This is a genomic window from Wolbachia endosymbiont (group B) of Silvanus unidentatus, from assembly GCF_964028615.1.
In the GTDB taxonomy this organism is placed as follows: domain Bacteria; phylum Pseudomonadota; class Alphaproteobacteria; order Rickettsiales; family Anaplasmataceae; genus Wolbachia.
Window position 1 is genome coordinate 257,916 of record NZ_OZ034795.1, and the last position, 25,672, is coordinate 283,587.

Here is a 25,672-nt window from a genome sequence, read left to right on the forward strand (position 1 = left end):
TTTTTTGCCCCTTTTTACGAATTTCCTTCTTGAATTTCTGCAAAAGTTTTACCAGTATCGGCTAAAATGGCATCTCTTCCCGTGTATACTTGCCAACGTTTTATGGTTACATCTACAAATTTTGAATCTAGCTCTATTGTTCTACAAATTCTTCCTGTTCTCTCACATGCAATCAGTGTGCTGCCAGAACCGCTAAATGGATCAAGTACTATGTCTCCAGATCTACTGCTGTTTACTATTGCTCTCTCCATTAGCTCTACTGGCTTCATCGTTGGATGTAGTGAGTTATGTATTGGCTTATCATAAAACCACAGATCACTTTGATTTCTTCCTCCATGCCACTCACGTTTATTGCCGCTTTTCCATCCATAGAGCATTGCTTCGTATTGTCTTTGATAATCTGATCTTCCTAGCGTAAAGTGATTCTTTGCCCAAATGATAAATGTTGACCAACGACCACCTGCTTCTTCAAATGCTTTTTGCAACGTCGAAAACTCTGATGATGATATGCAGATGTAAATTGCTCCTTTCGTATATGCTAAAATATTGGAACAGATGTAGTAGAGAAAAAGTTCGTACTTTTCACCTTGATTATCGTTTAGTATTTTTTTATCTTCTCTTTCCTGACTGCTACCGTAATCAACGTTATATGGAGGATCACATACGGTAATATCTGCCATTTTATTGTCTAATACCGCTTTATATGATTCAACTAAAGAGCTATCACCACAATAGATTCGATGATCACCTAAAATCCATAAATCCCCTGGTTTTGTTATTTCTACTTTTTTGTCATCAACAACTAAGTCAGAAAGATCTTCTTTTTCACTGTCTAAATCATCAAGAAAGTTTTGAACTTTTTCTAATTCAAATCCAGTCATTTTAAGATCAAACTGTAAATCTTCTAACTCTTGAATTTCCACTTTTAAAAGCTCATCATCCCACTTTGCCCAGTTAGCTGATTGATTTGCCAGTAATCGAAAAGCTTTAGTTTGTGGTTCATTTAAATTATCACTTAAAACCACAGGAATACTCTCCATACCAAGTTTTCTTGCTGCTTTAAGTCTTAAATGACCATCAACCACAGTGCCATCGCTTTTTGCAACTATTGGTATACGAAAGCCGAATTCCCTGATTGAAGCACACATTCTGTTTACTACGTCATCATTTTTACGAGGATTACGCTTATATTCGACGAGGTTTTCAACAGGATAGTAGTGGATTGCTAAATTCATATCTTAATAATTAAAAAGTTAATATTCAAAATATCTCTGACACTAGAAAAGGCCTGGGGTCAGCACCACCAAACCCGCCATTATGGCCGAAAGGACCCACTTTTTATGAGCTTATTAATATCTTTCCATAACATAGAACATCAAAGCTAAAGCATCTGCTTGATTATCATCTCTAGGTGAAAAACCTTTTTCACGTATCGCTTCAATAACTTCACTCTTACTTGCATTGCCTTTGCCTGTTATAAAGCGTTTTATAGTCTTAACAGGAACACTCTGATAGGGAATATGATTCTCTTCACACCAAGCAGAGAGAACTGCAAGAAAACCACCATAACAATGCGCTGCATCAGTTCCAAGGTGTCTTCTTACTTCCTCAAAATAAACTGTTTCAATACTTGGAAATTTTTCTTTCATTTCATTCAACCACTTACGAAAATTTAGAAATACCATGCCACCTCCACTGAAACGACTACCATGAAAACTTTTGCTTCCACTTTCAATTACTCCATCTGTTAGAATTGCCCAGCCCGTTTGCTTGCCAAGGTCGAGTGTTAGGATTGACATTTTCTTTGTGTTTGAAGCGTATAGAGGTAAACTAACCTCGTTGAAACAATGCCCTTCTATTATATATATACCGGATTTCTTACTACTTTTTCCGGGATTTTCTAAAAAAAAAGTTAAAATAATTTCAAAACTGCTCACCAGCTAAAGAATAAAGTAGATAGTTCTCTATTTTTAGAGTTTTACAGTTGCTTGTCTTTTTTACAAATAACCTATATGCTACTTGAAGTAAGGTAGAGTAGATATGATAATAAATGAAAACGAAATTTTATTATATACAACTCCAGATGGAGACGTGAGAATTGATGTTTTGTATCGAGATGAAAACATTTGGCTTACACAAAAAAGAATGGCGGAGTTGTTTGATGTTAATATTAGAACAATTAGTGAGCATTTACAGAACATATTTGCTAGTCAAGAGTTAGATAAAGATTCAGTTATCCGGATTTCCCGGAATACTGCTGAAGATGGTAAACAGTACCCTACACAATTTTATAATTTGGATAGCTATTGGTTATCGAGTTAATTCTAAAAAGGCTACATCTTTCAGAGTATGGGCTACAAAAATTTTGAGAGATTTCATCATCAAAGGATTTGCATTAGATAGCGAACGGCTAAAAAACGGCCTAAAGTTTGGCAAAGACTACTTCAATGAATTACTTGAAAAAATCAGGAGCATCCGAACGTAGGTTTTACCAGAAGATTACCGACATTTATGCTGAATGCTCTGCAGACTATGATCCAAATTCAGAAATAACAAAACAATTTTATGCAAAAGTACAGAATAAATTATATTGGGCGATTTACGGCTTGACTGCAGCAGAGCTATCGAGTTGATCATAAAAAACCACATATGGGACTAACTACTTGGAAAGATGGTCTAGGTAATAAAATTCATAAGAGTGATGTAAGTGTTGCAAAAAACTACTTGACTGAAAAAGAATTAAGTGAACTAAATCACATTGTCTCAATGTATCTAGATTATGCAGAACTTCAAGCAAGAAAGCATCGGCTAATGAAAATGCAGAATTGGGTTGAAAAGTTGGATGCATTTCTATTGTTCAATGATTATGAAGTACTTAAAGATGCTGAGTGCTGAAGTTGCAAAAGCTCTAGCTGAAGGAGAATACGAAAAGTATAGAGTTATACAAGATAAATTACATGAATCTGACTTTGATGAATTAATTAAAGCAAGTAAAGAAAGTGAGAAAATAACTACAACAAAAACCAGCTTGTAGTTGAGCTATCTGTGTTTGACATCTTGCTTTTGTTTTAATTTCAAGGGGGGTGAACCACCCTTTAGAAAGCCCTATCTGCCAATAAATAGTGAAAACATAAATCTTTGTCTCCATTATACGAGATAAAATTAGAGACGTAAATAAATAAATTTTGATCTTTGTCTCCATTTTAAGCGGTACATAAGTTTTAGATGCAGAAAAAGCTCAATAGAAAAAAATGATTCATTTCTGTAATTTTAGACACCTATGCCTAAAGAACAAACAAATCATATCCTCTTTTTCCGGAATACTCAATAAATTGGCTGAAATCTTGAACGGAATACATATTGTAATTTAATTGTTAGGACATTTATATTATAAGCAAAGCAGAAATTTAATAACTAAAGGAGAAAACCTATGTTTTAAAGCTAGCCACAACTTTTAAGCAAAAAAATACTCCCCTGATTAAAGATCGCTTATAAAACAACTCTAAACTCAACTAAAAGGTATTTTAATTAATCTTACTATCACGAAAGAAACTTACATATAAGTTTAACACGGTTTTCATGCCTTGTAAAGAAAATTTTTTAAAAAGAATTTAACGTTTCCTGTCTCAAATCCTTTTTTTTTAGAGAGCTATCTATAAGAGTTAAAAAATTAAAGAATAAATAAGAATGAAAAATATAAAATATAAATAGGGTATTATTATATACCTTATTTTTATTATTTATAATAATAGGGTTTTTCTCTAAACTAAGAAACACTCAAAATCAGCCAAGGAACAGCCTTTTATGATATTATAGTAGTTTGCTTGACTTGTAACCTTAAATTATGTTAAACTCCCCTACAGTAGCCCACTTCTCAGCTTAATGAGATTTCATTTTCCAATCTAAAATGGCTTAAACTGCCAAAAGTCTATATAATCTCGAATCTAAAGTACTTAATTCACAAATAATTATTATTAATAGTTTTACTAATATAGCATTTTTACGGCTACCTCTTATAGACGGAAAATCTCTCACCTGGGTATATTGTAAACACGTTAAGCTCTATTAAAGTTTAATAGAAAAATCGTAATAAAAAAAATTTTAGAGCAATTCATATTTCAAACCACATTTACAGTATATATCTGTTATGGAGGAGAAGAAAAGTAGTAGATAGCTTATTTGATTATGTAAGTGTCTCATAAGGAAAGTATAGTATATTTTGCAACATAATGCAGATGCAACTTATAGGTGGCCTTTTTGTTTAAAGTTAAAATGAAATTAAATTTTGTAATTTTTTTGAGGAGTGTAAGTTGAGAGCAGAGCTAAATTTTCAATACCACCATTGTCCTTTACAGAATTTGCGTTACCTGTTCATTTTTGTAATTTCAATGAAAAATTTTTAGAGCAAATCATATTTCGGACTGCATTTTTAGTCGTTAGAAAAGTAGGTCATTTAGTGGAGTATGAAAGCGGAGTTGTGCAAAATTTTTTAAAAAAGTGAACAGTTTTTAGAATTTTTGTGAACATATATAGTAAGGAAATAGTGTAAGTTTAAAGTCAGATGTTTTTATAATAAGGAGTAAACGTGTTTTGGAAAAATTTCCCTCACTTCCGGAAAGATCGATAAGGGATCCGGTATACTATAGTCAATGGTACAGAAATATAAGCATCTCTTGAGTTATGTTAATAAGTGAACTTAGTTTATGCAGTAAGCAACTGTTATAAATTTTCTAGCATATAGGTATATTTACTTATTAAAGTAAGCTTCAAAATGCAAATCATTTGGCAAACCTACCAAATAACCAGATGAACTTACAAAGAGAAATACAAGAAAATCAATACCTTAAGAGAATTTCAAATGGCAAATAAAATTTCATTTGGCAAAATTGCCAATCGGCTCCAAAGCTGCGTATATGTGGAGGTTTAACCAAAATGTTAAATGGCAAATTTCCTTATATATAATATATATTACATACTATAAATATGTAATATATCAATGTGACAAAATAGAAGCATTATGATTATTTAATAGGAAGTTGACATAGTGAGGAAAATATTGTAGAATTATATTAGAGTATTTTGTCTTAAAAGAAAGAAAACTCTAAGAGCCTTCAATCTTACCTTTACTGTAAACCTGAACTGACTTCCTTCACTTATTAATATATTTTTCAAGCTTTGCCAAGAGAACCACCTACTACATTTTTTACTTCATGATAAGAGAACAAGACCGCAACCAATACAGCCTTGCTCAAAAACCTTTCAAACACTTAACTTTAAAAGGAGCTTCAACCTATGGTACAAGATTTTTTAACTGATGTCAAAGAAAAAAATACTTTAAATTATGATTTTAACGACGCTGTCTCACATTTAGAACCATTAGAACAATTTGATGTAGAAGAAATAAAAAGACAACTATTATTAAACATCAGATCATGCCTTTCTTATTTATTTCCAAGAGGAACTTTTCATGGTGACAAATTTCAGATAGGTGATGTACAAGGTAATAAAGGCAAAAGCCTCAAAGTTGAATTAGCGTATGGCAAGGTCGGATTATGGATTGATTTTGCAACTGGGGACGGTGGTGACATTATTGATCTTTGGGCAGCTGCACATGGGAAAAACGCTAAAATAGAATTTGTTGAAGTAATTTCTTCGATAAGTGAATGGATAGGATGTAACAAGCGACCTACTAAAGAGCAAAAGAGAATAACTCAATGGGACTATCTCGATCAGGATAATCAGTTGATTGCCAGCAAATATCGTTATGATACTGCTTCAGGAAAAAGTTATCAACCATTTGATGCTAAAAAATCTACCTTTACTGCACCTGAGATCAGGCCTCTGTATAACATTCCAGGCATCACTAAATCTGATAGAGTGATATTGGTAGAAGGGGAAAAATGTGCTGAGCTACTCATAGAACAAGGGATCACTGCAACAACAGCAATGTTTGGAGCAAAAGCACCTATTGAGAAAACTGATTGGACTCCACTTAAAGGTAAACACATTATTATATGGCCAGATAACGATGATCCTGGAAAAGATTATGCTCAAGAAGCCGCAAAAAAGCTTTCTGGTTTTGGAGTTGCATCACTTTCTATTCTCAAGATTCCTCAAGATAAGCCAAAATCTTGGGATGCTGCAGATAGTGTGCTAGAAGGAATGAACGTTGAAGAATTTATCCTTAACAACAAAAGCCCTTATTCTTCAAGAAAGTCAAAAAGAATTGATACTACAGTTTGGACCAATATCCCTCCAGAAAGAAAGTGGGTTATTAAGGATTGGCTCCCTGTAGGAAGTGTTACAGCTCTTTATGGTGATGGTGGTGTTGGAAAATCTCTCCTTGCTCAACAATTAATGACAGCCGCTGCTTTTGGTAAACCTTGGCTTGGAATAGATCTGGAAAAAATAAAGACATATGGTGTGTTCTGTGAAGATGATGAAGAAGAACTTTGGCGTCGGCAATGCGCAATAAATGAATTTTATCAATCAGGTATGGAATCTTCTGATTTTCAGGATAATGTTGGCTTATGGTCACGAGCAGGGCACAATAATCAACTTATGGTTTTTAATAACAAAGATACTGGTCAATTAACTACGTACTTTCAAGAGTTACTTGAGGATATTGAATCGTTTCAGCCGAAGCTTGTGATATTAGATACAGCAGCAGACCTATTTGGAGGAAATGAAAACGACCGTTCTCATGTGAGACAATTTATTCAAGGTTGTTGTGGTCGAATAGCTCAAGCAATAAAAGGAGCTGTTTTATTACTTGCCCACCCTTCTGATGCGGGAATAATACGTAAAACTGGCACAGGCGGTTCAACAGCATGGAATAATACAGTAAGGTCTCGTTGGTATTTGACTAGACCAGATAAAGCTAATGCTTCTCCTGATGAGAGAATTTTATCGCGCAAAAAATCTAACTATTCGCAGTGCAATAACGGGCAAATGACACTTTACTGGAAAAATGGGGCATTTGTACATGACAATTCAGTTTTAAATTCAGAACCAATAATCAGAGATCAATATAGTAAAAAGTTGGATTTAGAACGGATGAGAAAACATGAGGTTATCTTGAATTTAATTCGCAGTAGCGCATATCAAGGTAATATTTATACTGCTGGACAATTTGCAAAGCGTTTTGAAGGAGAAGAGGGGCTTGGCAGTGAGCGCAATATTAGAGAAAGAATAAATAATCTTGCAACTCTTGGACAGATTAAATTCTTTCGTAATGCTGCAGGATATGGGACCAATTCTAAATATGGATTTCTTTGTGTGCAGGATATGGAATTTAAAGTTTCAGTAGGAGATAAAGTAGAGCACAAGTTAATAAAGCCAACACATTACTATCTACAAGCAAATGGTGCGGTCTTGCCTATTAAAGATTTAGATGTTTTGTGGTAATTTTTCAAAAAGTTTCTGAAAATAGCAATTACTTTTATTCAAATTTTCAGGATGTTGAGAGCATTTAAGAGGGGCAAGTGAGTTTTCTAAAAAACCTTCATACAAAATTTTCTTTACAATGAATAAAAATGACGATAAAATCATGTGCAAGTTTATTTTATACTAATAGAATTAGTATAAGTACATTTTATTCAAATTTTAAAGGGCATTACAGACGCTAAAGAGATACAATCGATTGGGTTGGACACACTCGCTTTAGAACTTAATTACAGGCTTTTTGGTGAATTAAGCAGTAGTTACCTTATTTCAAACAGAGTGGTCTAAGAGGTTTCATCAATAAAAACCATACTTGAAAGTAGCACACACTCAATTATAACTATGGGGCGTCTCTTTCTAAAATTTTACTTAAGAATTACTACAGATGCTAATTTAACGAATTTTGTCTGTTCGATGGTAGTTATTTTCCTCTAGAAAATCAAAGTGGACTTTACATCTTACTAATTATAAATTAACTTACTACCTAATCAATTCCTGAATTATGTATGAGTAAAATTTTGATAATATTAGCAGCAGGAAAGAGCAGTAGAATGAATTCTGAATATTCAAAAGCGTTGCACCAAGTGGGAAATCTTACTCTTTTAGAACATATAATTTCTAATGCAAAATCGCTGAGTCTAAAAAGCTTATCAATTGTTGTTAACAACTCCCTTCTAAAAGATTTAGAAAACTTTGATACTCTAAAAAGTATAATCGATCAATACAATATAAAACTAATAATTCAAGAAGATATTACAGGCACTGGCACTGCAGTTAAAATTGCTCTAGAAAATCTGGAGGAGTTATCTGATCAAGACATAGTTTTAATACAGTATGGAGACACTCCTTTTATATCTAGCGATACAGTTATGAAAATGACTGATTGTTTAAAGTATAATAATTTAGTTCTTCTTGGATTCAATAGTCAAGATGAACAATATGGAAGATTAGTAATTGATAATTACGGAAATGTTCAAAAAATCCTAAAAAATGGAGATAAAATGCTTCTTGCAAACTCTGGAATAATGGCTTTATATGCTAAAGATCTCTTTACCTTAGTAAAAGAAATAAAATTCAATAATTCGACCAATGAATATTGTCTTAATGATATAGTGCCCATTGCAGCAAACAATAACTTGAGTGTAGGTTATGTAGTTTCTGATGAAAGAGAAGCAATGGGAGTAAATAATAAAGAGGATTTGATTAAAGCCGAACACTATTTTCAAGAAAGAAGGCAGCCAACTTTTCTTTCATAACTACATTTTTTTATTCATTAATTTAAGTTGACATTTGTTTTATACTGGTTTTATAATACCTTTTGATTCTTACTTGTAAGATAATTGGTACGACAAATTTTCCTATTTGTAGTGAGAGGGTATACATGGGGATATTAATAACAGGTGCTGCAGGTTTGATAGGGTCAACCTTGGTGAAAAAGTTAGAAAACCAGGGCCATGAAGTAATAAGCTGTGATATTAGGTTTCGCAACAATCCACTCAGTTTTTTTTCAGAAGATATAGTACCACTACTTGCTAAGTGTACAGGAATTATTCATCTGGCTGCAATTTCTCGAGTTATACATGGTGAACTTTATCCTGAACTGTGTAAAAAAATTAATGTTGATGGTACAATGCAGTTTTTAGGGTTATGTAAGTCACTTCCAAATAAACCATGGTTTATATATGCAAGTAGTAGGGAAGTCTATGGAGAGCAGAAGGAACTGCCGGTTACAGAATCTGCTAGTATCGATCCAATAAATAATTATGCCAAAGGTAAAGCATTTATTGAGAAGCAAATAACAAGTTTAAAAGATTTTAATGTAGCAATATTACGCTTTTCAAATGTATACGGTGGTTTACTAGATCATAACAGTAGAGTAATTCCCGCACTCTGTATTAATGCATTAAGAGGTGATCCAATTAAAATAGAAGGTAAAGAATGTGTTTTTGATTTTACCTACTTGGATGATGTTATAGAGGGTATATGCTTAACTGTTAAATATTTACAAAGTGAAAAATCTTCTCTTCCTGCTATTCATCTTACTACTAATAGCCCATGTACTTTAGAAAACTTAGCAAAAACAATATTAAAAGTCACGAAAAGTGATTCTAGAATTGATTTTTATCCTCCAAGAAATTTTGACGTAACTAAGTTCCATGGTGATTTTACTAGAGCTAAAGAGCTACTTGGTTGGTCTCCAAAGCATTCATTAGAAGTAGGATTAAGCAATTTTATAAAAAGTCTACAAAACAATATACAAGAGTATCCTAACAATATAGATATGGTAATATATGAAAATATTAAAAGTTATTCATGGTTACCCTCCTTATTATAGCGCTGGTTCAGAGGTTTACAGCCAAACTCTTGCTCATGAACTAGCAAATAACAATGAGGTACAAGTATTTACTAGGTATGAAAATAGCTTTTTACCTGATTTTTATTACACTACAGTCCTAGATCGTAGTGATTCTCGAATCTTACTGCATTTAATTAATATACCCATAGCTAAATATCGTTATAAATTTATTAATGAAGAAGTAGATATAAAATTTAAAAGAGTAATAGATAACTTTCAGCCAGATCTTATACATTTTGGTCATCTTAATCATCTATCAATTACTTTACCAGAAATTGCTTTTAAAGAAAATATACCTACAATTTTTACGCTACATGACTTTTGGTTAATGTGTCCAAGAGGAAGGTTTATTCAACGCAATTCTGAAGATTTATTACAGCTTTGTGATGGACAAAAGGATCAAAAATGTGCAACCCAATGTTACAAGGGATATTTTACAGGAGATGAAGAATTCCTGAATTCAGACCTAAATTATTGGGAACAATGGGTTGCAACTAGAATGAAGCACACAAGGAAAATAATAGACTATATAGATTACTTTATTTCCCCATCGAAATTCTTGATGGATAAATTTACTCAGGATTTTTATGTTCCGATAAACAAAATTTCTTATCTTGATTATGGTTTTGATCTCAATCGTCTTAAGAATAGAAATAGAGTACAAGAAAAAGAGTTTATTTTCGGTTATATTGGTACTCATACTCCCGAAAAAGGTGTTGATCTATTATTGAAAGCTTTTTCTCACTTATCATCTAAAGCAAAACTTAGAATTTGGGGAGCAGCAAGAGAAGAAACTAAAGCTTTAAAAGCGATTGCCGATCAGTTTTCACCTGTTGTTAAAGAAAGAATAGAGTGGATGGGAAGTTATGATAATAAGAATATAGTTACTGACGTATTTAATAAAGTTGATGCAATAGTCGTTCCTTCAATTTGGGGTGAAAATTCACCGTTAGTAATACATGAAGCACAGCAACTTAGAATACCAGTTATAACAGCCGATTATGGTGGTATGGCAGAATATGTAAGAGATGGACTATTATTTAAGCACAGAGATGCAAGTAGTTTGTCAGAAAAAATGCAAGTCCTATCTACAAATCAGGAGTTATACAATAAACTTACCCAAAAAGGCTATCCTTATACTAAAAATGGAAATATACCTTCTATAGGTGAGCATACTGAGAAACTTAACAAGATTTACCGTAATGCTATTGAAAAGAAAGGCAAATCAGTAGCTGTGAAACCTGGTCCTTGGAGAATTACTTTTGATACTAATCCAGATTACTGCAATTTTGCTTGTATAATGTGCGAATGTTTTTCACCATACAGCAAAGTTAAAGAAGAGAAGAAAGCTAAAGGAATAAAACCTAAGATACTGTCGATAGAAACTATCAGAAAAGTAATTAAGGAAGCAGCTGGCACACCTTTAAGGGAAATCATTCCTTCTACTATGGGTGAGCCTTTAATGTATAAAAGCTTTGATGAAATAATCAATTTGTGCCATGAGTTCGGCCTTAAGCTTAACCTCACAACCAATGGTTCTTTTCCCATTAAAGGAGCTAGAAAATGGGCTGAACTATTGGTACCAATTTTATCTGATGTTAAGATTTCCTGGAATGGGGCAACTAAAGAAACTCATGAAAGAATCATGAAAGGTTCAAAATGGGAAGTAGTGACAGAAAATTTAAAAACTTTCCTTGAAGTTAGAGATAAATACTTTAGCGATACAGGTGAAAGGTGTACCGTTACTTTACAATTAACATTTTTGGAAAGTAATTTACATGAACTCTATGACATAGTTAAGATGGCCATAAAAAATGGCATAGATAGAGTTAAAGGACATCATCTTTGGGCACATTTTGAGGAAATTAAGGATCTATCTATGAGAAGAGATGAGTTAGCAATTAGTAGATGGAATACAGAGGTGAGAAGGTTATATGAGCTTAGAGATAATATGCTATTACCAAATGGTAAAAAGATAAAATTAGAAAATTTTACAATTCTTTCTCAAGAAGGTATTAAGGATTTGGCTCCAGGTGGTCAATGCCCATTTTTAGGTAAAGAAGCATGGATAAACAATGAAGGAAAGTTTAGTCCTTGCTGTGCTCCAGATGAACTCCGTAAGACATTAGGAAATTTTGGTAATGTTAATGAGGTTAAACTCGAGGAAATATGGCAGAGTAGTGAGTACCTAAGCTTACAAAAGAATTATTTAAATTACAAATTATGCAAAACATGCAACATGAGAAAACCTTTGATCAATTAATCAAAGATAATCTTAAATCTATTAAAATTTCACCGTGTGAGAGTTTTCACGAATTACTAGGAAATCCTTTGTATGAAGATAGGTTTATAAAGGTTGGTAAATTTCATGAGCCCGGTCTTGCACCGGTTTATGATCAGACAGGTGCTTATCATATCAATGTAAGAGGAGAAGCAGTTTATCATCATAGATTTCTAAAAACTTTTGGATTCTACTTTAATAGAGCGGCCGTAGAAGATGATACAGGGTGTTACCATATTGATTCATCTGGATGTAGAGTATACAAACAGTCGTATCAATGGATTGGAAATTATCAGGAAGATATTTGTGTAGTTAGAAGACATGATAAATGTTTTCATATTAATTTAAATGGCAACAGGATTTATCAGGAGGAATATGATTATGTTGGAGATTTTAAGGATGGTATCGCTGTAGTCTATAAGGATGGTAAAGCTACACATATTAATCATCATGGAAAGTTAGTACATAATAAATGGTATAAAAAACTTAATGTTTTTCATAAAGGGTATTCTATTGCAGAAGATCAACATGGTTGGTTTCATATAGATATTAATGGTGATCCTGTTTACCAGCAGAGATTTAAAATGGTAGAAGCATTTTATAATGGGATGGCAAAAGTTGAAACTTTTGAAGGTGTGTTAGGACAAATCGATATTACCGGAAATGTAAAGTTTAGTATTTTTGATTTAGGTAAAGAATCTCAAGTGCATAGGATTTCTGCAGAACTTTCAGCCTTTTGGAAAACTTACCTAACAAGCGTTGCTATTGAACTTGATTTGTTAAATATTTTACCTGCAACTGTGCCGTTTTTATCTAAAAAGTTAAACATTATCGTACCAAATCTAGAAAGGCTGTTAAGGGCGTTGTGGGAAATAGGGTTTATTGATTACGATAAGGACGAGGACTTATGGAAACTATCATCAAAAGGTAAGTGTTTTAAGGAAATACCATTTTTGCCAAAAGCAGCAACAATGTGGGCAAGAGTTGCCGCTGAAAAGAATTGGTTAAAGATGGCCGATATACTAAAACAGAAGTCTATCTCTTCATTTGAATCTTTTAAGGAAAGAGAAGCATCAGAAGATAAGAAAATAGCATTTTACCAAGCATTACTAGGATATTCTAGGTTTGATACTAAAGAGTTTAATTCTAGAATTAATATAGATGATGCTAAGAATATATTGCTATTTGGTGTACACTCTTTATTTCTTGCTTATTCTGATATACACAATAAAGGTTCCATAGGCCTATATAACGAACATAAAGTGCCAAGACAGTTAGTAGAAAATTTAAAAGTCAAACTTATAACTCAGGAAGAACTATCAGCTACAAATTATGAATTAGGTGTCTTTTGCCGCTTTCTACAGCATTATGATGATGATAAAGTATTATCTTATTTAAAATTGGTCAAAGGAATATCTCGTATTTTATTGATAGAAACTATTTTAGATTACCGCTCTCCAGATGGAGGCTCTGTAGATATTAATGTAATGGTTGAAACAGGAGGTAAACTAAGAACATTAAGCAATTGGGAAAAAATACTCAAACAAGTAAAAGGATTCAAAATTTTTGCTGTTATACCTTTAACAGATTACTTATCAGTTATTGATGTCAGGTGTTAATCATATGGAAACATTACAAAAAAATGGTTTTTTTATTATCAAAAATCTGGTTCCTTTAGAGCTAATAACTCAGTCTTTAAGTGATATAACAAATAAGATATCAAAGCTATCCCAAGAACTAAGTGTTTCAACTTCTGACTACTTAAACTGTACCGGCAGATGGGGCACGTCATCTCAAGTAACTAGAATTATCTCTCAAGCATTAGATGAAATTATTAAAAATTACCTTGAAAAGTCACTTCAGTGTCAGATACTGCAGAAAAAATCAAATGTTATATGTAAAACTGCTGATTTAATAGATGCAGTTCCCTTTCACCAAGACATCTCCTATAGTTTCAATGATCCTTACCACTTTTCTGTTTGGTTAGCTTTGAATAATGTAAGTGAAACTTCAGGTGCACTGCAAATTATAGAAAACAGTCATAAATGGGAAATACAGCCTTTAGTTGATTTTTGGTACCCATATTTTTTTGATCAGTACTCAAGTAATCGGGAAAATTACAAAATTAAGTCACTACCTATTTCAGCAGGAGATGCGATAGTTTTTGATTCACGGTTATGGCATGGTAGTGATAAGAATACAGATGCTAAAGATAGATTTGCTTATGTAACAAGGTGGATTGTAAAAGATCAAGATCTTCCCTATGTGCCAAAACCTCAGCCTTCAGTTTTTGGTATACTCAATTGTGGTGGGTTAACAGAATCTATACTGAGAGAATGCTTGTCATTATTTTGCTACCAGGAAAGTATAAAAGTAAAAAACATGGAAGAACTTATCAAGAGCTGGTTAGCCTTTATTACAGACACAACTACAAATATTTCTGAGATCGACACTACTGAGGCTAAGCGAGATTTATATAAGCTACTTATTCTGAATCGAGCATCAGCACTACATGATGCTGGAGACATCTCAGGAAAAATATACAAAAATTTATGGTTTTCACTACTTGTATTTCTCAATAAAAAAGTCAACGTAGTGGAGCTAGCATTATAAATGAACAGAAGTAGAGTTGATAGCTTCAAATGTGTATTGATGTTCATCTTGAATATAGCATCTAAATTCAAACTTAATGTACTTATAATGTCTTTAGTTGCCCTGGTGGTAGCTGTTGATTTGTCTTTTAGAAAGTATTTAGTAAAAAATATTCTAGATACAGCTGTAAAATATCAGGAAGGTAATGTAATTGAAAATCTTTTATTACCTGTAAGCGCTTATCTTGGTATGGCATTACTTATCACTACTGCTTTTAGATTCTATGGCTATTTTGTTGACATTCAAATGTTTACCTTAATGCGTCAAAAGATAGCTGATATATCTTTTTGTAGGCTACTCCAACAAGACCATTCCTATTATCAGAACAATTTATCTGGAAGCTTAGTACATAAGGTCAGTAGCTTAATGGATAGTGTGATAGAGTTAATAAGATTGCTTATAGATTGTTTTTTCGGTTACAGTATAGCATTAGTCTTAGCTATTTATACCTTATCATTAGTAAACATAAAGTTTGCAATCGCTACATTCACTTGGGTAAGCATTTTTATTTTAGTCTCGATTTTCAGCTTTCGTGTGCTTACTGAATTAGCTGATAATTACTCTAAACAAAATTCACAGGTAATAGCTAGTATAGCAGATAGTATTTTAAATGTTATATCAGTAAGGTTATTTTCTCAGCAAGCACATGAGAGACACAAATTTTTTCAAATATGCAAGAAAAGAACTATTGCAGAGAGAAAATTACAATGGGCATACTTTTGGCTTTGGTTTATATACGGCTATTCATTTGATATACTCCAAGCAGTAAACTTGTATTTTTTAATTCATGATTATCAATTGAACAAAATCGCAATAGGAGATATTGTTCTTGTACTTGGAATTAATATATCGATTATAGAGTTTCTTAACCATCTAACTAGGAATCTTACCCAATTTTCTACTCATTTCGGCAAAGTTTCAGATGCATTGCCAATCTTGACTACCGTACCAGAAATTCAAGATAAGGAAAATGCTAAAGAATTAAATTTATTAAGTGGAAGAATAACGTTTAACAATGTTTCTTTTTCTTATGAAGGTCAGGAGCCATTATTTCAAGATTTCTCAGTTACCATTAATCCTTGCGAAAAGGTAGGTCTAGTTGGTTATTCTGGAGGTGGTAAATCTACTTTTATAAACTTAATTCTAAGGCTATTTGATGTTAAAAAAGGTAATATACAGATTGATAATCAAATAGTATCAGAAGTTACACAGAGTTCTTTGAGGCAACAAATATCTGTAATACCTCAAGACCCATTGTTATTTCATGATACTATTTTAGCAAACATCATATATGGTAAACTTCAATCTACTATCGAAGAAATAATGAGAGCTGCAAAGCTGGCTGGTATTCACGATTTCATTATGACTCTACCAGATCAATATGGAACTACAGTTGGAGAAAAAGGCATCAAGCTATCTGGAGGAGAAAGACAAAGAATAATAATAGCCAGGGCATTTTTAAAAAACGCTCCAATATTATTTCTCGATGAACCAACTAGTCAGTTAGATTCTATAACAGAAAAAACAATTCAAATGAGTTTATTCAAATTGATGAAAAATAAAACTACGATTACTATAGCACACCGTATTTCTACACTTTTACACATGGACCGAATTATAGTATTTAACAAAGGAAAAATTGTCCAAGATGGTAAACACGCTGAATTAGTTTCTAAGCAAGGTCTTTACAAGGAACTTTGGAATGCTCAAATTGGTTGTTTGAATGGCAAGAAATAAGATGGAAAAAATTATTGATCTGAGAAGTGACACTACAACTCTGCAGAGCTCCAACGTTATACATGCAATAAGTAATGCAACTGTTGGAGATTTTGCTTATGGTGAAGACAAAAGCTGTAATGACTTATCAGAATATTGCAAACAATTATTCAAAGTAGAAGAAGCATTATTTGTAACCAGCGGTATGCTTGCAAATAGATTAGCCATTGCCATTCAAACAAGTCCTGGTGATGAACTAATAACTAATTATAATTATCACATTAATTTTTTCGATAGTGCAGGCAATGCAAAAGTAAATAATATCGTATTTAATTGTATTAGAAATAATAGCGGAATCTTAGATGTTGATGAAGTAGAATATGCTATTAATTCTAAGCCGAGGTATAAAATTTTTGCTCAGGTGAGTCTTGTTTCTATAGAAAATAGTATAAATGGGTTTAATGGTAAAATTTATCCTTTTGAAAAACAAGTCGAGTTATATCACTTTTTAAAAGCTCACAATGTAAATCTTCATTTAGACGGTGCAAGAATATTTAATGCTCATATCGAAACAAATATTGCTTTAGCAGATTATGCTAAATATGTGGATACAATGAGCTTTTCTTTTACTAAAGGACTTGGCGCTCCTTTTGGTTCAATGCTTATGGGTAAAAGAGAGATAATTGAAAGGGCTAAAAAGCTACAGGTTTGGCTAGGTAGTGGTTATCATCAGATAGGGTATTGTGCTAATGCAGCAAAATACGTACTACAGAATAATATCTCTAGGCTTAAAGAAGATAATAAGCTCGCTAAATTGTTTGCAGATAAGATTAAAGAAATTCCACACATAAAACTGGTACTACCTTATCCAGAAACTAATATAGTAAGCTTTAGTATAAAAGCACTAAATGTAACTAATGAGGTTTTCTTGAGTAAGTGCCAAGCTTATGGTTTATTGCTTTTTCCTTGGCTCGAGTCTCATATAAGAGCAGTTACCCATCTTGGCACAAAGGAAACAGACATCATGAAAGCTGCTGAAATTATAAAGGAAGTTGTGTTAAATTTAATATGAGAATAAAAATAGATTTCTTTAGCGATTCAAACACTGACCCTTCAGCTAAAATGAGGGAAGCGATGGCTAAAGCAAAAGTTGGAAACGAAGCTGCATGTGAAGATCCAACTGTGAACGAATTAGTGGCAACCGCATGTAAAATATTAGGTAAACCTGCAGGAATCTTTTTGATTTCAGGAACGATGTCCAATGTCATTGCTTATAAAGTACACATTCAAAGACCTGGTGATTACTTGCTGCTTGATGAAACTTCACATCCGCTCATAGTACAATCTGGCTTGATCGCAGCCCAGGCACATGCCACTCCTTTGCCCATCAAAGGTACGAGAGGAATATTTACTGGAGAACAAATTGTTGAGTTTATTACTCGTCCTAGTTTAAGAAATATTCCGAGAGTTGGGCTTGTTTCTATCGAACAAACGACAAATTTTGGTGGTGGAGCTGTGTGGCCTTTAGAATATATTCAAGAGATCTCAAGTCTCTGCAAAGAGAATGACGTATTCACTCATTTAGATGGAGCAAGACTGTTCAACGCTTGTGCTCATACTAAAATATCTCCAAAAGAGTATGCAAGTTATTTTGATTCGGTATTCATTGATTTTAGTAAAGGATTAGGTGCTCCAATGGGCGCAATATTGCTTGGAAGTGAAGAGTTTATTGAAAAAGCTTGGTACTATAAGTTTCAAATTGGCGGAGGTATGCACCAAGCTGGCATTATTTCAGCTGCATGTTTATATGCTTTACATAATAATATAAATTGTTTAGAGGAAGATCATAAAAAGATGCAGCACCTTATAGAAGGCCTAGACTCCATAGATCAAGTTATAATTGATATCGACCTATACAAAACTAATATAGCGTATTTTTCATTACGTACTAATTGTATATCTACTCAAGAATTAATAAACGTACTAGTTACAAATTATGGAATTAGAATGGCTAACATCAAAGGTAAAATCAGAGCTATAACACATAGAGATATAAGCTATGAAGATATTAATACTACTGTATCTGCTATAAGAAAGATACTAAGTAATTTTCTGCACTAATTGTTTGCAAACTTCTTGTCAAACAATATTATACCAATATAGTATTATGCTAGCATCTGCATAGAGCTATTTGGGAATAGGTGTGAACTTTGTCTTCTTTCAATATTTACTATTCTTCTGTGGATATATGCTGCTTTATTTATCAAGACAAAGTATACCAATTGCTCTACCACTGTTAATAGATACTGACCATGTAAAATTAAGCTATTTTTTTGCCTGCTTTTCTTTTTTTTATGGAGTATCAAAATTTGTTAATGGAATAATCATGGACTCCAAAAATAATCCATTATTTATGTTTGGGCTATGCAATATTGCAACTGGATTATTAACCATTGGTATAACTTTATCATATAATAATCTAACTTTATTACTGTTAACATTAATATTATTAGCTTGGACACAAGGGTTAGGTTGGCCAGCTATTACCAAGTTTATGGTTACAAACTCTAGCATCTCTTCAATTGCATCATCATGGGGAGTTATGAGCGCATCTCAGCAACTTGGTTCTTGTATTACTTTAATTGTATTACCAAGTATAATTAAAATATATGATGCAAAAAGTGCATTTTTGTACTCTGGTCTCTTATGCTTACTTTTTGGAATTTATATAATATTAAAAGCATATTACAAAGAAAGTGCCAACTTTACTACCTATTATAAGGTGCAGAAATCTCAAATAGGTATCAAGGTAACAAGTTCCATATGGTTTCTATGTTGTGCTACTTTTTGTGCTTATATTATAAAAATGGGAATCTTCTTTTGGTTTCCTATAATTTTAAAGAATAAATTACAAATTTCTCTTGTACAATCCTCACTAATAACAGGCGTATATGATTTAGGTGGAATCCTTGGAACTTTAATAACAGGAAGAATTAGTGATATGTACTTCTTTCAAAATAGAAGCTTGCTGGCATCACTTTATATGTTGGGTATAGCACTCACTTTTATTGCAATGAACTTTGGTCAAAACATAATTCTTATGAACCTTGGTGCAATCTTATCAGGATTCTTTATATTTGGAGTGCAAGTACTGACAGGTGTTATAGCTGTAGAAATTGCTCCACAAAATAATGTATGTGCAATTGTAAGCTTAACAGGATTATTTGGGTATATTGCAAGTTCAATATTTTCATGCGTGCTCTTAGGAGTACTTGTTAAGCACTGTGGTAACAGTATTATGTTTTCATTTTTTTCCATTTGCTCTGTTGTTGCACTCGTTTGCTTTTCCATACTATCAAGCAAAGATCTTAAAAAACTAAGTAAAGCGGTGTAAAAAAAATTTCTCAACAGTTAAACTTTGTAGATAGATTTTTTACCCAAGGAATAAATATGGTAACCATATCTTAGTAATAGCTCGCTATCTAATAAATTACGGAAATCAAAAATATTAGGTGCAGCCATAATACTCTTTAAACTTGCAAAATCTTGATTTTTAAATTCTTTCCACTCCGTTAATAATAATAAGGCTTCCGCGTCTCTTGCAGCTCCTATAGCGCTGTCCGCGTACTCTATATCCTTTAGAACTTGCCTAGCATTATCCATCCCCATTGGATCATATGCAGTAATTTTAGCCTTGTTATTCACTAGCAATTTTGCAACGTCTATAGCTGGGCTATTTCTTACATCATCAGTACCAGACTTAAAAGTTAGCCCCCATATTGCTATTTTTTTATTTTGGACTCCATTTAATACATATTCTACCTTTTTAGCAATGTTTGTTATATGATTATAGTTAGATTCTTTAACTGAATTTAAAATTTGTAGCTTAACATTGTGGTCTTCAGCAAGCCTTATTAAAGCTGACAAATCTTTAGGAAAACATGATCCTCCAAATCCTGGACCAGCTTTGAGAAATTCCTTACCTATTCTATGGTCCATTCCCATACTGTTAGCTAAAAGGTCAATGTCTGCTCCTAATAGCTCACATAAACCTGCCATCTCATTGATAAAAGCAACCTTTGTTGCTAGAAAGGCATTAGAAGCATATTTAATCATTTCAGCAGTAACTGTATCAGTGACTATTAACGGAATATTCTTATCTATAAATGATCTATATATAACTTCTAGTTTTGCCCTAGCTAGCTTAGTTTTTACTCCTATTATTATCCTATCTGGGTATAAAAAATCTGATACTGCAGAGCCTTGCTTGAGAAACTCTGGATTAACTCCCAAATCAAAGTTATAGCCCTTATTAGATAAATAATTATGTATATTTTCTGCAGTACCAGGAGGAATAGTTGACTTTATCACTATTAAGCAATCTTGATTAACCCTCTCAGAAACTTCACTTACTGCATTATATACATTCTTTAAATTTGCATTTCCTAGGGAGTCTGATGGAGTATCTACAGTTACAAATACTACTTCTGTATTGGGATTTATTTGAGAATACGAATCAAAAAATCTTATCCTTTGTGACTTTATATTATTCTCTAAATAATCTGCTAATCCAGGTTCATATAAGGGAATTTTCCCTGATTTCAAAAGTTCAATCTTCTCAGTATTTATGTCAATGCAATCAACTTTATGGCCCTGCTCCGATAACATTGTACCAGATACTAAGCCTACATACCCTACTCCTATAATAGTTATGTGCATTTTATTATCACCTTAAAAATATAGCTTAGCATCTAAAATAAATACCATTAACAATTATAAACTTTTGTTGTTACATTATTTTTCTTAATTGCCTTACCTTCCGAATAAGCTATAAATAAGGTTGATGGTATTAATATCAAAGTACCATATAAAGCACTTTTATCAGGTAATTCATTAAATATAACGTATGCTACTATTGCAGAAATTATTAGCTCTATGTATCTATAAGGTGCAAGTGCAGTAGCATCAGTAAGAGCAAAAGCTTTTAACATGAAGAACAGAATTAGGTTTGAACTTATTCCTAAAATCAGCAGTAATACTAACTCCAACAAGGAAGGCATATGCCAATAAAATAACAAAGATGGAGTGGAAAAAATTGTTGTTGTTAGAGCTGAGTAAAATAATATACTTATTATTGTCTCCTTCATTACAAGCTTCTTATTAAGTACATCTAGTATAGCGAAGATTAATGCGGATACAATAAAAATAAGAATTTTAGGATTAAAATCCTCACTATAAGCTTTAGTAGTAATAGCAATACCAATAAAACCAATGACAGCTACTACCCATCTTTGCCAAATTATATTTTCTTCCAGAAAAGGAATTGCAAGAAGCATAACAAATAATGGTATTGAGAAACCTATAATTGTTGCAGTTACTATTGGGCAAATAGTCAACCCATAGGTCCATAAGGTCATTCCACAAAACAACAATGCACCTCTAGTTATTTGAATAGATATTCGACTTGTTTTACAAACTCCTATTCCATAGTAAAATATAAAAGGTATAAGAGTAATAGTGCTAAATAAAAAACGGAAAAAGATTATCTTAAAACTTTGAAGGTGTAAACCGAGACACTTTGATATAGTATCATTAACTACACTACTAAGTAAACTGAGTATAAACCAGGTAACTCCAAGCAAATAAGCTCTTAGTCTGTGATCCATAAAACTCCAAATTTAATATTTTATGAGATAACTTTACTGTACAAAAGATCAATAATAGAAAAGGTTTCTTCTATCTACTGTTTAACCATATTCATAAATATTTAGTAGAAATAATTTGAGAAGTGTTATATAAAATGCAGCTTTATTGCATAATTTTAATAAACAGAAATGCTAACTGATTTTTTTGTAATATATGATAATACTTGCGAATACTATCACATTATCAGGAAAAGTAATCGGGAGTACTGACGGCTGTGGCGATTTTACCAACTAGCTCCTCTGCTAGCATTAGCAATATGTGTTTTCAGCATCAATTTTAAAAGCATTAAATTTGAAGTTTATCAAACAACACGAATTAGCAGCAAAACTTTATGAAAATGCTTCAGTTGAGTTAGCTAAACAAGGATTTAGAATGGTTAATATATTGACTATTTTTACTTGTATCTTAAACACAATTCAATTTTCACACTCATCAGCAGTTAGGCCACTTGCTCGCAAAATAACATCAGTAGAAACACCCGCCTTCACTAGATTTTTCGCAACCTTGATCTTTTCTGTTTTTTTAACTTTCTCTTTGCTATTCTTCATATCCCTAGATAAAAATTTCTTCACTAATTCTTGCTCTTCAGTTTTTCTTAGTAAATTAAGTAGTTCACTATCTTCATTTGTTTTAGGCAGCAGAACTTTAATATTCACTGATAATCCTTCTGCTATTTGATATAATTTGTCAAATGATATGGCAGTGTATCCTATTTCATACTCGTGTATTTCCTTGAGTGTTAAACCAACTTTGTTTGCTAAATCTTTCTGAGTATACCTTTTTATCAATCTCCATTCTCTTATTCTTTGCCCTATTCTGTAGTATATAGAATCAGTGCAGACTTCTTTCTCTGTATTATCATACTCGTAAATAGATAAGCCGGTTGCTTGGGAAATTATGTCAACTGAAACCCCTTCTTTCACTAGATTTTTTGCTATTTCCAACCTTGCCTCTTCTTGATTAATTTTTTCGCTAATATGAACAAACCTGACTAATGAAGGTACTATTTTGCCTAACTTTTGATTCTCGTATATTTTCGTTAGATAGAGTATTTCCTCGTCTTCATAGCTGTCTTCCCTTACTATTACTGGTTCAGGTAATAAATCTACAACGTCAACTGATAATACTCTTGCTATTATATATAGTACTTCAATTGGAATAGGAATATACCCATCTTCATAGCTGTTTACTTCTTGGTATGTTAAACCTATTTGACTTGCTAATCCTATTTGAGTATGCCCTCGCATTAACCTACAATTTTCTATTCTTTGCCCTATTCCGTAACTAACATTGCTTGCAGAAACAAACATTTATCCTCCATTTAAGAAAAAAACTTTATTGCTATAATTTTTTTACGAGCTATCCATCTAAAACCATATCAATAGATAAACCTACCGCTTGCAAAATAGTATCAATAGAAATTCCCCCTTTTACTAGATCCTTTGCAACTTTAATCCTTTCTATCTCTCTCACTTTCTCCTCACAAATACGTATCCCTTCAAACAAAGATTTTATTAGTGCATGACGTAGTTCTTGGCTCTCAATTTCTTTGTATTCTTTAATCAAATTCGGTAGCTCATTTTCCACTTTACTACCTTCATCTTCCTCTGTTAGTAGATCTGTAATACTAATCGATAATGTTTCTGCTATCTCATATAATTTTCCCAGTGGAGTAGCTACGCGTCCTTGTTCATAGTTGCTTATTTCGTCACGTGTTGTACTCATTTTCTCCGCTAAATCCTTTTGAGTATACTCTCTCACTAGTCTCCATTCCTTTATCTTTTTGCCTATTTGGTAGTAGATAGAACCAACTTTTTCTTCAACACATTCATCAGCAGACAGACCAATTGTTTTTGCAACAATATCAACAGAAACTCCTGCTTTAACCAGACTCTTTGCAATTTTTATTTTTTCCGATTTTCTACTACTTTTCTCACTAACTTGGACAAATTTGGTTAGCAAACAAAACATCTTACGTAACTCCTGATCGTTAATCTTTTTATATTCTCTTACTAGATTTAATATTTCTTCTTCATCTTCAAGACAGCTTTTTGATACAGGAATAAGATCCGTAATACTGATTGATAGTGCCTCAGTTATAGCATACAACCTTTCAATTGGAACTCTACGATTCCCTTTCTCATATTGCAATATCACCCAGTATTTTACACCAATTTTCTCTGCTAAATCTTTCTGAGTGTACCCTCGCTCTAACCTCCAGCTTTTTAATTTTTCTCCCACTTTATAATCTAGACTTTTTTCCACAAAAAGAACCTTGCATATAATATTTTCTATTATAGCTCAAAGGCTCCAGATATAATAGCCAGACTCTGGAACCTTTAAATTAAAGTGCCCTACAAGTTTCTTTACTATTTTCACGTACTTTGTCTGCCCATGAAAACAATTTTTCACTTACTTCCTTCTGCTTTTCACTCCATATGCCACATCTAGTGAAACTACCTCTTTCTACCGCTTCTTTAAGTTTCACTCCTCCAAAGAGACAGTTTTTTCCTATTTCTTCGCCTCTTTTTTGTAACTCAGCCCACATTTCCTTATTTTCTACTCTCACTTGCACCTGATCTGCCTCTTGGTACAATATAATATTTAGCTTACCAATGCTTGTAGGAAATTCTAACATGATAGAGCTGCCATCTGAAATATCGGTATAGTTTCTTATACCTCCCTTCTCACTTTTAACTTCAACTGCATCATTACCAATTTTTAAGATATTACTTCCTAACTTTCTGTTTGCTTCCAGTATTTTGGCTACCTCTACCTTACTATTCCCAGAAAATTCTATATACGATGTTGTATTATCTATCTCAACATCTATTAATTCTCCTTCTTGCACAGCATTTTCGCCAGCTTCCTCTAGCTCTTCTAGTTGCTTATCTATCTGTGGCTGAACTTCTGGCTGTAGCTCATTATAGATTTCACCTATCAGTTTATTCTGCAGTAGAGTATCATGAAACTCTGCACCACTTAGCATTAATTTACGTATTAGCTTTTTACGATCAGCCTTATCAAATTTATGAAAATGTGTGCCCAGTATCACATATTCCGCGAAGCTCCATTCTCCATCATTACATGCATTTAGCCTTGCTCCAGAAGCTAGTACTTTGTCTATAACTTTGTGCAATTCATTTACGTTTTTTGCCTCTACTATAGAACTCTTAAACCAGCTCAGCTTCTCTGTATTTGGCTTTATTTTTTGCAAAGCTGAGGCAAATGGATTTTTATCTTCTTGATCACTTACAGGTTTTGTGCCATATATATAATCAAGTCCTTTTCCGTAGTTGATTTGAACGTTTCTGCTAGGGAAAGGCATTGTATCTTCCAGTTTTATCTCCTTCTGGCTATTAATTTTACTCACAAATTTAGACTGCTCTATATCAACGCTTTCAAGAGCACCAAATATTTTCTTGTGATTAACATTAGTCTTTTTATTCTGATCTTTACTAGTCATATAAACCTCATATTAAAAATACTTTTTAAGTGTACAATAAACTTTGTTATTA

General features: G+C 32.7%; 17 protein-coding genes and 1 pseudogene. 11 read left to right on the top strand and 7 right to left on the bottom strand.

What is annotated here, in order from left to right; genetic code table 11:
* Nucleotides 1-14: 14 nt before the first annotated feature.
* Together ABWU65_RS01175 and ABWU65_RS01180 are read right to left on the bottom strand one after the other, a co-directional pair.
* Entirely contained in the window at nt 15-1,235 is a 1,221-nt protein-coding gene (locus ABWU65_RS01175; RefSeq protein ID WP_264377320.1) for a DNA modification methylase, read from the bottom strand.
* A 114-nt stretch (nt 1,236-1,349) separates the two neighbouring features.
* Nucleotides 1,350-1,799, bottom strand: a complete 450-nt coding sequence (locus tag ABWU65_RS01180; RefSeq protein ID WP_026097221.1) for a crossover junction endodeoxyribonuclease RuvC — start codon at nt 1,797-1,799, stop codon at nt 1,350-1,352.
* A 241-nt stretch (nt 1,800-2,040) separates the two neighbouring features.
* Between ABWU65_RS01180 and ABWU65_RS01185 the strand changes: the two are divergent.
* The 11 genes and pseudogenes from ABWU65_RS01185 to ABWU65_RS01235 all read left to right on the top strand — a co-directional run bounded on the left by ABWU65_RS01185 (nt 2,041) and on the right by ABWU65_RS01235 (nt 19,842).
* Nucleotides 2,041-3,034, top strand: a pseudogene (locus ABWU65_RS01185) (virulence RhuM family protein).
* 2,258 nt (nt 3,035-5,292) lie between these two features.
* On the top strand, nt 5,293-7,407 hold the full coding sequence (locus tag ABWU65_RS01190) for an AAA family ATPase (protein ID WP_019236567.1): 2,115 nt from the start codon (nt 5,293-5,295) through the stop codon (nt 7,405-7,407).
* A 542-nt stretch (nt 7,408-7,949) separates the two neighbouring features.
* A complete protein-coding gene (locus ABWU65_RS01195; RefSeq protein ID WP_264686213.1) occupies nt 7,950-8,699 on the top strand; it encodes an NTP transferase domain-containing protein in 750 nt (249 codons plus the stop codon).
* Nucleotides 8,700-8,824: 125 nt separating this feature from the next.
* Nucleotides 8,825-9,778 (top strand): NAD-dependent epimerase/dehydratase family protein, encoded by a 954-nt coding sequence (locus ABWU65_RS01200; protein WP_264376250.1) that lies wholly within the window; start codon nt 8,825-8,827, stop codon nt 9,776-9,778.
* A complete protein-coding gene (locus ABWU65_RS01205; RefSeq protein WP_353280116.1) occupies nt 9,735-12,062 on the top strand; it encodes a glycosyltransferase in 2,328 nt (775 codons plus the stop codon). The genes ABWU65_RS01200 and ABWU65_RS01205 overlap by 44 nt, the downstream gene beginning before the upstream one ends.
* The gene (locus ABWU65_RS01210; protein WP_353280118.1) at nt 12,023-13,699 is read left to right on the top strand and encodes a WG repeat-containing protein; all 1,677 of its coding nucleotides are present in this window, start codon (nt 12,023-12,025) and stop codon (nt 13,697-13,699) included. The genes ABWU65_RS01205 and ABWU65_RS01210 overlap by 40 nt, the downstream gene beginning before the upstream one ends.
* Before the next feature lie 4 nt (nt 13,700-13,703).
* Nucleotides 13,704-14,693, top strand: a complete 990-nt coding sequence (locus tag ABWU65_RS01215; RefSeq protein WP_026097217.1) for a phytanoyl-CoA dioxygenase family protein — start codon at nt 13,704-13,706, stop codon at nt 14,691-14,693.
* Nucleotides 14,694-16,469 (top strand): ABC transporter ATP-binding protein, encoded by a 1,776-nt coding sequence (locus ABWU65_RS01220; protein WP_019236560.1) that lies wholly within the window; start codon nt 14,694-14,696, stop codon nt 16,467-16,469.
* Between the two features lies 1 nt (nt 16,470).
* The gene (locus tag ABWU65_RS01225; protein WP_026097216.1) at nt 16,471-17,520 is read left to right on the top strand and encodes a threonine aldolase family protein; all 1,050 of its coding nucleotides are present in this window, start codon (nt 16,471-16,473) and stop codon (nt 17,518-17,520) included.
* On the top strand, nt 17,517-18,569 hold the full coding sequence (locus ABWU65_RS01230) for a threonine aldolase family protein (RefSeq protein WP_226079613.1): 1,053 nt from the start codon (nt 17,517-17,519) through the stop codon (nt 18,567-18,569). The genes ABWU65_RS01225 and ABWU65_RS01230 overlap by 4 nt, the downstream gene beginning before the upstream one ends.
* A 127-nt stretch (nt 18,570-18,696) precedes the next feature.
* Complete coding sequence (locus ABWU65_RS01235) at nt 18,697-19,842, top strand: MFS transporter (RefSeq protein WP_264686281.1); 1,146 nt, start codon at nt 18,697-18,699, stop codon at nt 19,840-19,842.
* Between the two features lie 17 nt (nt 19,843-19,859).
* Here ABWU65_RS01235 and ABWU65_RS01240 read toward each other — a convergent pair whose 3' ends face one another.
* The 5 genes from ABWU65_RS01240 to ABWU65_RS01260 all read right to left on the bottom strand — a co-directional run bounded on the left by ABWU65_RS01240 (nt 19,860) and on the right by ABWU65_RS01260 (nt 25,620).
* Nucleotides 19,860-21,167, bottom strand: a complete 1,308-nt coding sequence (locus tag ABWU65_RS01240) for a UDP-glucose dehydrogenase family protein (RefSeq protein WP_019236556.1) — start codon at nt 21,165-21,167, stop codon at nt 19,860-19,862.
* Nucleotides 21,168-21,214: 47 nt separating this feature from the next.
* The gene (locus ABWU65_RS01245) at nt 21,215-22,114 is read right to left on the bottom strand and encodes a DMT family transporter (RefSeq protein ID WP_019236555.1); all 900 of its coding nucleotides are present in this window, start codon (nt 22,112-22,114) and stop codon (nt 21,215-21,217) included.
* 456 nt (nt 22,115-22,570) lie between these two features.
* A complete protein-coding gene (locus ABWU65_RS01250) occupies nt 22,571-23,464 on the bottom strand; it encodes a helix-turn-helix domain-containing protein (protein ID WP_250120255.1) in 894 nt (297 codons plus the stop codon).
* Between the two features lie 49 nt (nt 23,465-23,513).
* Entirely contained in the window at nt 23,514-24,419 is a 906-nt protein-coding gene (locus ABWU65_RS01255) for a helix-turn-helix domain-containing protein (protein ID WP_019236554.1), read from the bottom strand.
* Between the two features lie 79 nt (nt 24,420-24,498).
* Nucleotides 24,499-25,620 (bottom strand): hypothetical protein, encoded by a 1,122-nt coding sequence (locus tag ABWU65_RS01260; RefSeq protein WP_019236553.1) that lies wholly within the window; start codon nt 25,618-25,620, stop codon nt 24,499-24,501.
* Between the last annotated feature and the right edge of the window lie 52 nt (nt 25,621-25,672).

Excerpts from the sequence above, each read along its gene's own strand:
- ABWU65_RS01230 (WP_226079613.1), top strand. The coding sequence starts at position 17,517 with ATGAGAATAAAAATAGATTTCTTTAGCGATTCAAACACTGACCCTTCA.
- ABWU65_RS01205 (WP_353280116.1), top strand. The coding sequence starts at position 9,735 with ATGAAAATATTAAAAGTTATTCATGGTTACCCTCCTTATTATAGCGCT.
- ABWU65_RS01225 (WP_026097216.1), top strand. The coding sequence starts at position 16,471 with ATGGAAAAAATTATTGATCTGAGAAGTGACACTACAACTCTGCAGAGC.
- ABWU65_RS01220 (WP_019236560.1), top strand. The coding sequence starts at position 14,694 with ATGAACAGAAGTAGAGTTGATAGCTTCAAATGTGTATTGATGTTCATC.
- ABWU65_RS01175 (WP_264377320.1), bottom strand. The coding sequence starts at position 1,235 with ATGAATTTAGCAATCCACTACTATCCTGTTGAAAACCTCGTCGAATAT.
- ABWU65_RS01180 (WP_026097221.1), bottom strand. The coding sequence starts at position 1,799 with ATGTCAATCCTAACACTCGACCTTGGCAAGCAAACGGGCTGGGCAATT.
- ABWU65_RS01200 (WP_264376250.1), top strand. The coding sequence starts at position 8,825 with ATGGGGATATTAATAACAGGTGCTGCAGGTTTGATAGGGTCAACCTTG.
- ABWU65_RS01235 (WP_264686281.1), top strand. The coding sequence starts at position 18,697 with ATGCTGCTTTATTTATCAAGACAAAGTATACCAATTGCTCTACCACTG.
- ABWU65_RS01195 (WP_264686213.1), top strand. The coding sequence starts at position 7,950 with ATGAGTAAAATTTTGATAATATTAGCAGCAGGAAAGAGCAGTAGAATG.
- ABWU65_RS01240 (WP_019236556.1), bottom strand. The coding sequence starts at position 21,167 with ATGCACATAACTATTATAGGAGTAGGGTATGTAGGCTTAGTATCTGGT.
- ABWU65_RS01245 (WP_019236555.1), bottom strand. The coding sequence starts at position 22,114 with ATGGATCACAGACTAAGAGCTTATTTGCTTGGAGTTACCTGGTTTATA.
- ABWU65_RS01190 (WP_019236567.1), top strand. The coding sequence starts at position 5,293 with ATGGTACAAGATTTTTTAACTGATGTCAAAGAAAAAAATACTTTAAAT.
- ABWU65_RS01210 (WP_353280118.1), top strand. The coding sequence starts at position 12,023 with ATGCAAAACATGCAACATGAGAAAACCTTTGATCAATTAATCAAAGAT.
- ABWU65_RS01215 (WP_026097217.1), top strand. The coding sequence starts at position 13,704 with ATGGAAACATTACAAAAAAATGGTTTTTTTATTATCAAAAATCTGGTT.
- ABWU65_RS01260 (WP_019236553.1), bottom strand. The coding sequence starts at position 25,620 with ATGACTAGTAAAGATCAGAATAAAAAGACTAATGTTAATCACAAGAAA.
- ABWU65_RS01250 (WP_250120255.1), bottom strand. The coding sequence starts at position 23,464 with ATGTTTGTTTCTGCAAGCAATGTTAGTTACGGAATAGGGCAAAGAATA.